This is a genomic window from Mycobacterium pseudoshottsii JCM 15466, from assembly GCF_003584745.1.
In the GTDB taxonomy this organism is placed as follows: domain Bacteria; phylum Actinomycetota; class Actinomycetes; order Mycobacteriales; family Mycobacteriaceae; genus Mycobacterium; species Mycobacterium marinum.
Window position 1 is genome coordinate 77912 of the sequence record NZ_AP018410.1, and the last position, 12725, is coordinate 90636.

The window sequence follows — 12725 nt, forward strand, 5'->3', positions numbered from 1 at the left end:
GGAGAAAAGTCACTAGCATGACCACGCTGGCGTATACGAACACCACGGTGTACGCCTGAGACAGGTCGTGCAACAGGTTGGCCCCAAAATCGGGATTGAGGGTTCGCGGCGGTATCTGCGAAGGGGCCAGGGGGATCCCAGGGCTCCGGCGTTGTTGATTAGCAGGCTTGTGAGCTGGGGAATTGTGGATTGAGGAGGTCTAGGCGGCGGTTGGCGGTCAAAGCGGTGATCCGGCAGGCTTCGGCGATGTTGTCGGCGCCGTTGAGGCGGTGCAGATTGATCGCGGTGTTGCGTAGCGTTGCTAGGACCTGTGCGCCGTTTCCGGTATGTGCCCTTTGACGGTCTTCGTCGAAGGTGACGTCGCGTATCCAGTGCAGGCTGTTCTCGATTCCCCAGTGTTGACGCATCCAGGTCATGATCGCGGTAGGGCGGGCGTGCTCGAACGGCAGGCTGCAGATGGCATAGACCACCTCCACGCTGCGCTGGTCGGTGCGCCATCAGGGTGATTCGCCTGAATCATGTCGACATAGCGTCGTGCCATGTCCCCAACCGATCTGGGTTCTACTTCCTGATCTGACGGAACTTGTTGAATGCCGATGATCGGGCAGTCCAGATAGGCGCCCAGATTCCGATATATCCAACTGAGCCCGCCACCAGGCGGCAGGCAAAACAGGGGCGTTCCAGCGCCCTGCTTGAGCAGCTCGACGGGAGCCAATTCGACTGAGCTGTAGGGTAATTCCAACTGTCTGCTGAGGCTTTCAACAGTTGGAGCCTCGAACATCAGCCGCACCGGCAGGTCCACACCCAGAAACTTCTCGATCGCGGACGCCACCCGCATCGCCAGGATGCTGTTGCCGCCTAGGTCGAAGAAGGATTGGTCTACCGCGACTCGGTCTAGTCCGAGTACTTGGGCGTAGATGCCGGCGAGGACTTGTTCGACCGGGCTGGCCGGGGCGCGGTAACTGCCGGTGGCGCCGTAGTGCGGGGCCGGCAGGGCCCGAATTTCCAACTTGCCGTTGACCGTCAACGGCAAACTGTCGACCACCACGACCGCGGCGGGCACCATATAGGCCGGCAACGCCTGCGCCAACGCCGCCCGCGCCTGACCCGGCTCTAACCCACCGACGAGATAGCCCACCAACCGTTTATCCCCGGGCCGGTCTTCACGAGCGATCACCACCGCCTGATCCACCCCGTCCAACTGCGACAACGCCGCTGCCACCTCGCCCAACTCAATGCGATAGCCACGGATCTTGACCTGTTCATCGGCGCGCCCCACGTACTGCAACTGCCCATCTGGGCCCCAACGCACCACATCACCGGTGCGATACATCCGCGCACCCGCAGCCCCGAACGGGCACGCCACAAACCTCGACGCGGTCAACCCCGACCGGCGCCAATACCCACACCCCACCCCGGCACCAGCCACATACAACTCCCCGGCCACCCCCGCCGGCACCGGCCGCAACCAGCCATCCAGCACAAATAGTGCGGCGCGGGGCACCGGCACACCTATCGGCGCCGGCCCCGAGCCCGGGACCAGCGGAGCACTCATCGACACATACATCGTGGTCTCCGAGGGGCCGTATTGATTGACCATCATGCGGCTGGGCGCCCAGGTGTCGACCACCTCGGCCGGACACGCCTCGCCTCCCACCACCAACGTCGTCGATTCCAGACCCTGCGTCGACAGCATCGCCACTGCGGAGGGGGTTTGCGCCAGCACATCGACCTGTTCGGCCACCAGCAGAGCATGCAGATCGGCCGGGGAGCCGGTGACCGACTCGGGCACCACCACCAACCGGCCCCCATGCAGCAGTGCACCCCACATTTCAAAGACCGACAGGTCGAAGGCGTAGGAGTGGCATTGGGTCCAGATTTGTCCCGGTGGTGGGGTGAATCCGGTGGCGGCGACCGAGGTGAACAACTGGGTGATGTTGTGGTGGGTGATCCCCACGCCTTTGGGCTTGCCGGTCGTGCCCGAGGTATAGATCAGATACGCGATGTTGTCTGCGCTGGGAAAGGGCAACTCATGGCCGGGATAGCACGCCGCGATCGCGGGATCATCGATATCGATCACCGCCACCGGATAACCCGCCAACCGCTGCGCCAACCCCGTGGTACTGATCACCGCTACCGGCGCGGCATCCTCGATCATGAACCCGATACGCCCATCAGGATGATTGACATCGATCGCTAAATACGCTGCACCGCTTTTGAGTACCGCCAAGATCGCGATGACCGCCTCAACCGAACGTTGCAACAACAACCCGACCACATCACCAGGACCCACACCCTGATCAACCAACAAATGCGCCAACCGATTAGCCGCCCGATCAAGCTCGCGATAGGTCAACGACCGATCCCCACACACCAACGCCGTCACCTCAGCACGGCTGGCCACCTGCGCGGCGAACAACCCCGGAACCGACACCGGCTCCACCAACGGCTCCGCCAACACCGCCCGATTACCCACCACATCCAGCCGCGCATGCTCGGCGCATCAAGCAGATCCACCGACGACAACCGCCGATCCGGATCAGCGACCATCGCCACCACCACCCGCTGCAACCGCTCGATCAACGCAGCGATACTGGCCGCGTCGAACACATCGGTGCGAAACTCCACACCCCCGCCGATCCCGGCGGGTGCACCGGTATCGGTGAAACGTTCACCCAGTGAAAACACCAGATCCATCCGGGCGGTTTGGGTGTGTACCGGCGCGAATTCGACGTCGAGACCGTCTAACACCAGCTCCGCCGATATGTCGTTTTGCCACGCCAACACCACCTGGACCAGCGGATGATGGGTCAACGACCGCACCGGGTTGAGCCGCTCCACCAGCACCTCGAAGGGCACGTCTTGATGCTCGAAGGCTGCCAAGCTGCGGGTGCGTACCTGCGCTAGCAGTTGGGCGAAGGTGGGGTCACCGGCCACCTGAACCCGCAGCACCACCGTGTTGACGAACACGCCCACCAACTCATCGAGGGCCGGATCTCCACGGCCGGCCACCGGAACCCCGACTGCCACATCAGAGCTGCCGCTGAGCTTGGCCAGCAGCACCGCCAGGGCGGTCTGGATCACCATGAAGCTCGTCGCGTGATGCTCACGCGCTACCCGGGCAACCTGCTGCTGCAGCTGGGCGGGCCACTGGACATCCACACCGCTACCGCGATGGTCAGCCACCCGCGGATAGGCCCGATCGGTGGGCAACTGCAACCGTTCGGCCATCCCCTCGAGAGCTTTTTCCCAATACCTCAGCTGCCCGGCGATACCACTGTGGCTATCGGTCAACTCACCCAGGTTGGTGCGCTGCCACAACGTGTAATCGACATACTGCACCGCCAGCCCCGCCCAACCCGGCGCCCGCCCCGCACACCGACTGGCATAAGCCACTCCCAAATCAGTGACCAGCGACCGCAGCGACCACCCGTCAGCGGCGATATGGTGAGCCACCACCACCAACACGTGCTCGTCGTCAGTGACGCGAAACAGGCTCGCCCGCAACGGAATCTCGACCGCCAAATCAAAACAATGCCGTGCTTGCTGTTCGAGGGCCGCAGCCAGCCGCCTTGACGACCAACCCTGAGCATCGATGATCTGCCACCGCACATCGACCTGCTCGACGCCCAGCACCAACTGCTCAGCCACCCCCGCCACCGCACGAAACACCGTCCGCAAGCTCTCATGACGGCCCACCACATCAGCAAACGCCGCACCCAACGCCGCGGCATCGAGCTCACCGGACAACCGCGCCGACCACGCCATGTTGTAGACCGCCGAAGGCCCCTGCAACTGATCGATAAACCACAACCGCTGCTGGGCAAACGACAACGGAACCACCGCCGGACGCTCACCAGCCACCAACGGCGTCCACTGCCCCGAACCCTGACCGATACACGCCGCCAACTCACCGACGGTAGGCGCGTCGAACAACGCCCGCACCGACAAATCCCCACCCAAGGACTTATTGATCGCAGCGACTACCCGCATCGCCGACAACGAATCCCCACCCAGGTCGAAAAAGGATTGGTCTACCGCGACTCGGTCTAGTCCGAGTACTTGGGCGTAGATGCCGGCGAGGACTTGTTCGACCGGGCTGGCCGGGGCGCGGTAACTGCCGGTGGCGCCGTAGTGCGGGGCCGGCAGGGCCCGAATTTCCAACTTGCCGTTGACCGTCAACGGCAAACTGTCGACCACCACGACCGCGGCGGGCACCATATAGGCCGGCAACGCCTGCGCCAACGCCGCCCGCGCCTGACCCGGCTCTAACCCACCGACGAGATAGCCCACCAACCGTTTATCCCCGGGCCGGTCTTCACGAGCGATCACCACCGCCTGATCCACCCCGTCCAACTGCGACAACGCCGCTGCCACCTCGCCCAACTCAATGCGATAGCCACGGATCTTGACCTGTTCATCGGCGCGCCCCACGTACTGCAACTGCCCATCTGGGCCCCAACGCACCACATCACCGGTGCGATACATCCGCGCACCCGCAGCCCCGAACGGGCACGCCACAAACCTCGACGCGGTCAACCCCGACCGGCGCCAATACCCACACCCCACCCCGGCACCAGCCACATACAACTCCCCGGCCACCCCCGCCGGCACCGGCCGCAACCAGCCATCCAGCACAAATAGTGCGGCGCGGGGCACCGGCACACCTATCGGCGCCGGCCCCGAGCCCGGGACCAGCGGAGCACTCATCGACACATACATCGTGGTCTCCGAGGGGCCGTATTGATTGACCATCATGCGGCTGGGCGCCCAGGTGTCGACCACCTCGGCCGGACACGCCTCGCCTCCCACCACCAACGTCGTCGATTCCAGACCCTGCGTCGACAGCATCGCCACTGCGGAGGGGGTTTGCGCCAGCACATCGACCTGTTCGGCCACCAGCAGAGCATGCAGATCGGCCGGGGAGCCGGTGACCGACTCGGGCACCACCACCAACCGGCCCCCATGCAGCAGTGCACCCCACATTTCAAAGACCGACAGGTCGAAGGCGTAGGAGTGGCATTGGGTCCAGATTTGTCCCGGTGGTGGGGTGAATCCGGTGGCGGCGACCGAGGTGAACAACTGGGTGATGTTGTGGTGGGTGATCCCCACGCCTTTGGGCTTGCCGGTCGTGCCCGAGGTATAGATCAGATACGCGATGTTGTCTGCGCTGGGAAAGGGCAACTCATGGCCGGGATAGCACGCCGCGATCGCGGGATCATCGATATCGATCACCGCCACCGGATAACCCGCCAACCGCTGCGCCAACCCCGTGGTACTGATCACCGCTACCGGCGCGGCATCCTCGATCATGAACCCGATACGCCCATCAGGATGATTGACATCGATCGCTAAATACGCTGCACCGCTTTTGAGTACCGCCAAGATCGCGATGACCGCCTCAACCGAACGTTGCAACAACAACCCGACCACATCACCAGGACCCACACCCTGATCAACCAACAAATGCGCCAACCGATTAGCCGCCCGATCAAGCTCGCGATAGGTCAACGACCGATCCCCACACACCAACGCCGTCACCTCAGCACGGCTGGCCACCTGCGCGGCGAACAACCCCGGAACCGACACCGGCTCCACCAACGGCTCCGCCAACACCGCCCGATTACCCACCACATCCAGCCGCGCATGCTCGGATACGGCCGTATCGCCGTCGGTCTGACCGTCAAGCAGCATGCTGACGTCGCGCAGCGGACGGTCCCACATCGGCAACAGTCGTTGCAGTACTACCACCAAGCGATCACCCAGGGCCGATTCGGTGATGTCGCCGAATGCGTTGGCATTTGTTGCTATTGACAGCGACAAACGAGCATCGGTGAGTTCAGCGGTGATGCAGACGGGGAAGTGCGTAGGACTCTGCACGGTTAGGGAGTCAAACCTCGCCGCGCCTACGGCTCGCGCCTTCCCGTCGGCCAGACCCAGGGATGGGAAGTTCTGGAATACCAGCAGGGTGTCAAACAGGTCGCCCATGCCGGCCAGTGCCCGGATCTGCGAGTGGCTCAGATAGGCATGCTCACGCAGCCGGGCGGCATCGCGTTGTATCAACGCGCATTGCTGGGCAACAGTGGTCTTCGGGTCGAGACGCACACGCAGTGGCACGGTGTTGACGAAAAGCCCGACCATTGATTCCACCCGGGCCAACTCGGCGGGTCTGCTCGACACCGTGACGCCGAAAACCACGTCGCGGCGGTCGGTTAGCGTCGACAGCATCAGCGCCCAGGCCAGCTGCGTCAGGGTATTGACCGTCACGCCGCGGCTGCGGGCACCGTCGACCAAAGATGTCGTGGCCGCTTCGTCCAGGGTCAGCTGCGCACTCTTGGGCAGGCTGTCCGGCTGCACACCGCTGCTACCGAGCGGCGCCGCCGCCAGCAGGGTAGGCGCCGCCAGGCCGGCGAGATGCTCGCGCCACTGCCGTTGCCCTTGCTCAACGTCGCAGCGCTCGAGCCAACCGATGTAGTCGCGATACGGTCGCGGCTGCGCCGGCAACGTGTCGATGTTGCAGTCGGCTTCATACAGCGTGAGTAGCTCATCGACGAACAGCGCGATGGACCAGCCGCCGATCACGATGTGGTGGGCGGTAATCAAGAATCGCCACCTGTCGCCCGGTAGCTCGATCAGCAAGAATCGGATCGCCGGACCCATTTCCAGGTCGAATCCGCGATTGCGCTCCTGCGCTTCCAGCGCACCCGCCGTCTCCGCCGTGGCCTCGACACGCGCCCATTCCAACTGCACCTCGGACGGCACCACCTGCACTGGATGCGGCAAGCCGCGGCCGAGGAATCGAGCCCTCAAATTCGGGTGGCGCTTCAGCATCGCCAACGCGCAACTGCGTAACAGGCCGACGTCCAGCGAACCATGCACATCGATGCCGAGTGCGACGGTGTACGGGTCGTCGGACGCGGCTCCACTCGCCATGGCCAGCGCGAACAGCCCCAGCTGAAGTGGGCTGAGCGTCATCACGTCCTCGATGTCGACGACGGGCTTGGTTGGCTGCGTCATGCTGACCTCGGCTGGTCGAGCATCGCCAACAGTCCTGGCAGTGCGGCCAGCTCCGCGGATGACAGTCCCGACACGCTCATGGCCTCGAACTGGCGGTCCGCGGCGAGGCACCCCGGGGCGCCACAGTCCGTGGCCTGGTTGGCGGCCTCCTCCAGCGCCGCTGCGACCTGTCTGACGGTGGCGTGTTCGAAAAGCAGCTCCGGGGTTAGCGGCAGGCCCTCCGCGCGAACCCGCGCGGCCAGCCGCATTGCAGAGACACTGTCGCCGCCGAGGGCCAGGAACCCGTCGTCGCGGCTGCCTTGGGCGATGCCCAGAACCTGCCCAATCGCCGCGGCCACAGTCCGCTCGATTTCGGTGCACACGGGCGCACCATCGTGCACCGGTCCCGCCGACGCCCGAGCATCGACCGCCCCGGCCAGGCCTGCGCCGCCTTGCGCATCAAGCCATAGTCGCGTGCGCTGAAAAGCGTAGGTCGGCAACGGTACTCGCCGTGCTCCCGCACCGCGGTACACGCCAGCCCAATCGATTGGCGCCCCGTTCGCGTACGCCGTGGCCAGCCCGCTCACAAACGAGACATCTTCATCCGTGCCTGGCTGCAACAACGGCGGAATCACGACGCCGGAGGAACTGCCATCAGCATCTTCGAAAATCCCGTGGATCATGGCGGCAGGATGAACCCCGGGACCGATTTGCAGGAAAGTGGTGATGTCTTCCCTACTCCGTGCCCGGCGTATCGCCTTCTTGAGATGCACCGGTGAAATCAGTTGTTCTACCCAATATTCCGGCGTGCGGACCAGGCTAGGATCAACAACCGTTCCTGTATGCGCTGAGACAATGGGCGTATCCGGAAGGCGGTAATCGAGCCGCTCGCAGAGCTTGAAAAGGCCTGCTCGCAGCGCGTCAGCGGAGGACGCCTGCTGGTGCTCGGTGGACGTGGCTTCCTGCCCATCAGACGACTGCGCCCCGGTGTGGTTGCCTGACGCACCGTTGGCACTACGCTCGCTGGCACCCAACGGAGGAATTGCGTAGAGCTCCGCGGCAGGGCTGACAGCAGTGGTGTCGGCATCACCCATTGACTGCCTCAGGCGGCCACTCTCCACCACGAGAGCACACGCGTCCTGCAATGACCACAGGCCCGCCGCATGTCCGGCCGCGATCTCACCCGCAGAACACCCCATAACGACGTCGGGGTGAAAACCCCAGGACTGCGCCAGCCGGTACAACGCCGTCTCCACGGCAAATAGTGCGGGCTGAGCGCAGCTGGGTCGCCTCAGCAAGCTGCCCTTTTCCGAGTCGGCCGACGCAAAAAGGAGGTCACGAACTGGCGTGCCCATCAGACTGCTCAGTATTTCGCAGGTTTCGTCGATTGCTTTGGCGTACAACGGGAAGATTGAGTACAGCTGGCGCCCCATGCCCAGCCAGTGCGCCCCTTCGCCGTGAAAGAACGCTGCCGTTTTGGCGGACGGCCCAGCCACACCACGCACCACCGCCGGGTCAGATTCGCCAGCCACAAGTGATCGCACCCCGTTGAGCAACTCGTTGCGATCGCGTCCGACGACTATCGCTCGATGTGCAAACTGTGCCCGAGTGCTAGCCAGCGAGTATCCAATGTCGATGGCCCGTAGGTCGGGATCATCCTCAAGATGCGCTACCGTCCGAGCGGCTTGCGCCAGCAGCGCCTCCGGGGACTTTGCGGTGATGATCCACGGGCCGACGGGAGAGGCTGCGTCCCAGCCACTGTCCGATAAGGCCGTCCGACCCACTGGCATGGGCTCCTCGACGGCCTCTTCGATGATGATGTGTGCGTTAACCCCGCCCATTCCAACGCCAGATATCGCGGCCCGGCGCGCGTTGTCCGGTCGCGGCCACTCCTGAGTTTCAGTCGCTAACTGAATGCGCCCTGATGCCCAGTCCACATACGGAGTCGGCTCGTTCACGTGCAAAGTCAATGGAATGGTGCGGTGCCGCATCGCTTCCACCATCTTGATGACGCTGCCAACGCCGGCCGCAGCCAAAGTGTGTCCGGTGTTTGATTTGAGCGAACCCAACCACAGCGGCCGTCCCTCTGGCCGGTGCTGACCGTATGTCGCCATCAGCGCCTCGGCCTCGACCAGATCGCCCACCGGCGTTCCCGGGCTGTGCGCCTCGACCACGTCGACTCCGGCCTCCTCCAAACCAGCATTCTGTAGCGCTCGCCGGATAATCCGCTGCTAGGCAAGACCGTTGGGCGCCCGCGGAGCGTTCGATGCGCCGTCATGCTTGACGGCGCTACCGCGCACCACGGCCCACACCGGATGCTGATTTCGCCGGGCGTCAGACAGGCGCTCCAGCAGGAGCAGGCCCAACCCTTCGCCCCAACCGGCACCGTCGGCCGACGCTGAAAACGACTTGCACCGCACGTCGCTCGCCGACGCCATGCCTTGCGCCAAGGCAAAGAAGCTCGGTGGCGACATCATGATCGATGCGCCCCCGGCAAGCGCCATCGAGCACTCACCCGATCTCAATGATCCGACGGCTTGATGAATCGCAACCAGCGACGACGAGCAAGCGGTATCCAGCGCCATGGCTGGTCCCTCGAGCCCGAAAAGATAGGAAATTCGCCCCGCAGCCATACTCGTCATATGGCCCGCCACCATCAGTGGACTATCGCCGTCCACCCCTTCGCCCAGTGTTTCGTACGGAATCGACGTAACACCTAGGAAGACCCCGGTGTCGCTACCTCGGACGCTCGAGGGATCGATACCCCCGCGCTCGAACGCCTCCCAGGCGCATTCGAGCGCGAGCCGCTGATGTGGATGCATCGCCAAGGCCTCACTCGAACTGAGTCCGAAAAACTCCGCGTCGAAGGCGCTCACATCGGCCAGAAACCCCCCGATCGGTGCGCCCAACCTGCTGGTCTGAGACTCCCCGTCGAAATAGGGCTCGCCGTACCACCCCCGATCCGACGGCCACTCCGAAATCAGGTCACGGCCTTCGGCAACGGCCGACCACAGATCTGCGGGTGACTCCAGCCCGCCCGGGTAGCGGCAAGCCATACCCACGATTGCGATCGGTTCCCGAGCCCCCATCTCAACCTCGCGCAAACGCCTACGCGTCTTCTCGAGTTCCAAGACGACCTGCTTGAGATAGGTGTGAAGTTTCTCTTGGCTTGCCATCGAAATGCCTTTCTTAGAGCGGGTCCCCTAATTTGGTGAACCGGGCAGCCGGCGACCACAAATTGGCCGCCAGGCCGTGACCAGCCTCGCCGTGACATCACCGAGTCACCGAACCTGGCGAACCGCGTCAGATCGAGTTCGGTTCGGGAGCTTGCCAGCGGCTCAGGTGTGGCCGTGACTACCTCGTGCCAGCTTCTCGCGGAGGCTCTTCGGCCTTATGTCAGGGCTCCGGCGTTGTTGATTAGCAGGCTTGTGAGCTGGGTTGATGATCTTTGGTGCCGCGCTATTGGGGCCGGAGTGTAGGCACGGGCTATCTGGAGAACGATCGAGTTGGTTACTGTTCGTCGTTGGTCTGGAGTTGCCCGTGCCTACCGTTTCAGTATTGCGTGTGTCGTCGGTTCCAGAGGTGTTCGACTGCTGGAGTCCTGGTGAGCGCAGCGAGCTCATCGGATCGGAGTTTCTCGATGTGTTGGCCTCGGTGCCAGACCCGAGGGGCCCACGCGGTCGGAGGTATTCGCTGATGGCTTTGTTGGCGATCGCGGTTCTGGCCACTGCCGCGGGGATGCGCGGCTATGCTGGTTTTGCCACATGGGCGGCCACCGCTCCCGATGATGTGTTGGCCCAATTAGGGGTCCGGTTCCGGCGGCCCAGTGAGAAGACCTTCCGCGCTGTTTTGTCTCGGCTAGACCCCGCCGACCTCAACGCCAGGATGGGCAGTTACTTCACTGCACACGTGGCCAGCAGCGACCCCAGTGGATTGGTGCCGATCGCGTTGGACGGCAAGATGCTGCGTGGTGCTTTACGCGCCAAAGCGACAGCCACGCATCTCGTGTCGGTGTTCGCCCACCGTGCCCGATTGGTGCTCGGTCAACTCGCTGTCGCCGAGAAAAGCAATGAAATTCCCTGCGTACGTGCCCTGCTCACGCTGCTGCCGGGTAGCTTGCGGTGGCTGGTCACCGTGGATGCGATGCATACCCAGGTCGTCACCGCGAAGTTGATCTGCGCCACCTTGAAGTCGCACTACCTGATGATCGTCAAGTCCAACCAAGCCAAAATACTTGCGCGTATCACCGCGCTGCCCTGGGCCGAGGTGCCCACAGCCGCTACCGACGACTCCCGCGGCCACGGCCGTGTCGAGACCCGCACCCTGCAAATCATCACCGCTGCACGAGGAATCGGCTTCCCCTACGCAAAACAAATCATCCGGATCACTCGTGAACGCTTGATCACCGCCACCGACCAGCGCAGCGTGGAGGTGGTCTATGCCATCTGCAGCCTGCCGTTCGAGCACGCCCGCCCTACCGCGATCATGACCTGGATGCGTCAACACTGGGGAATCGAGAACAGCCTGCACTGGATACGCGACGTCACCTTCGACGAAGACCGTCAAAGGGCACATACCGGAAACGGCGCACAGGTCCTAGCAACGCTACGCAACACCGCGATCAATCTGCACCGCCTCAACGGCGCCGACAACATCGCCGAAGCCTGCCGGATCACCGCTTTGACCGCCAACCGCCGCCTAGACCTCCTCAATCCACAATTCCCCAGCTCACAAGCCTGCTAATCAACAACGCCGGAGCCCTGGGCCTTATGTCAGGCCAGTTTTCATCGATATATGCCAGACACTTTGTGCGCTCCTCCTCGCCATAGACCACTTGCCATCCGGCAGGGATCTCAGCGAAGGTCGGCCACAAGCTGTGCTGCTCCTCGTGGTTGACCAGAACGAAGAATGCGCCATTATCGTCGTCAAAAGGACTGATAGTCATTAGCATTACAACTTTCGAGTCGACGTTTTAACGTCGGCGCCAAGCGCATATTTCACGCCCGCCGAAGTGCTTTCGCAACCCCTCTCAGTGAACTCACAGGAGTCAGCCAGGGCGGGGCGGGTAATGAGGCCGGCCCGCGGCCGCAGTCTCCGCAGCTCAACCGGTCGGCTCGACATCTCGTCGCCACCACTGGCAGTCGGCAAAGCACCTGAAACGTTGTGCGACTGAGCTTTACAAGTCAATTGAATACGCGACCCCCGCCGGCGGCCGCGACCAATTCCCTACCGGTAGGTATTCACAAACCCGCAGCTGAACGACTCGCGGCGCTCGATCACTGCGGGCAACCGACGAACGGCGTTTTCCAAACATTGGCCGGTTGTTCCTGTCGCACATGGGTGCCGGTGCGCGACGCGTTTCCCAAGCACTGGGGTGGTTTCCGCCCGAAAAGGCGAGTACACGTCACATTTGTTCGCCGTCTTGCGATTCCATCAATCTCGGCCCGAAAGGCTATTAAGCCAACTCACAGGATTCACGCAATTTCGGCGGGGTTGCCAACCCCCAAGGGCGACAGTACGGTTGAGCCCGCTATTGACGTTCTACCTACTACAGCACCTAGTAACCGCACGAATTCCTAACGCTTAAAAGCGAATTGGTTTCAGTTTTCTAGGTGGGTAGCCAGAAATCAGTGCTGACAACAATCCCGATCGTTAGGGGCCCCAGTGATCAGCGAGCCGATCACCCAGCACACCACCTTCGCGACCGTCGGGCCGCTCCGCTCCGGCCG

The 12725-nt window shown here is 63.2% G+C and carries 4 protein-coding genes and 2 pseudogenes; 1 reads left to right on the forward strand and 5 read right to left on the reverse strand.

Features of this window, described 5'->3' with window-relative positions:
- Positions 1–158: 158 nt before the first annotated feature.
- The 4 genes and pseudogenes from MPSD_RS00405 to MPSD_RS28650 all read right to left on the reverse strand — a co-directional run.
- Positions 159–491, reverse strand: a pseudogene (locus tag MPSD_RS00405) (ISAs1 family transposase); the annotation flags it as partial.
- A pseudogene (locus MPSD_RS00410) lies at positions 473–7017 on the reverse strand (amino acid adenylation domain-containing protein); the annotation flags it as partial. The pseudogenes MPSD_RS00410 and MPSD_RS00405, both read right to left, overlap by 19 nt.
- Entirely contained in the window at positions 7014–9170 is a 2157-nt protein-coding gene (locus tag MPSD_RS00415; protein WP_020785409.1) for an acyltransferase domain-containing protein, read from the reverse strand. The gene MPSD_RS00415 and the pseudogene MPSD_RS00410, both read right to left, overlap by 4 nt.
- 57 nt (positions 9171–9227) lie before the next feature.
- Positions 9228–10172, reverse strand: a complete 945-nt coding sequence (locus tag MPSD_RS28650; protein WP_232022704.1) for a beta-ketoacyl synthase N-terminal-like domain-containing protein — start codon at positions 10170–10172, stop codon at positions 9228–9230.
- 364 nt (positions 10173–10536) lie between these two features.
- Here MPSD_RS28650 and MPSD_RS00425 point away from each other — a divergent pair, with 364 nt between their 5' ends.
- Positions 10537–11739 (forward strand): ISAs1-like element IS2404/ISMul1 family transposase, encoded by a 1203-nt coding sequence (locus MPSD_RS00425; RefSeq protein WP_420811990.1) that lies wholly within the window; start codon positions 10537–10539, stop codon positions 11737–11739.
- Here MPSD_RS00425 and MPSD_RS00430 read toward each other — a convergent pair.
- Complete coding sequence (locus MPSD_RS00430; RefSeq protein ID WP_086085885.1) at positions 11705–11941, reverse strand: MbtH family protein; 237 nt, start codon at positions 11939–11941, stop codon at positions 11705–11707. The two genes, MPSD_RS00425 and MPSD_RS00430, sit on opposite strands and share 35 nt — an antisense overlap.
- Between the last annotated feature and the right edge of the window lie 784 nt (positions 11942–12725).

Excerpts from the sequence above, each read along its gene's own strand:
- MPSD_RS00430 (WP_086085885.1), bottom strand. The coding sequence starts at position 11,941 with ATGACTATCAGTCCTTTTGACGACGATAATGGCGCATTCTTCGTTCTG.
- MPSD_RS28650 (WP_232022704.1), bottom strand. The coding sequence starts at position 10,172 with ATGGCAAGCCAAGAGAAACTTCACACCTATCTCAAGCAGGTCGTCTTG.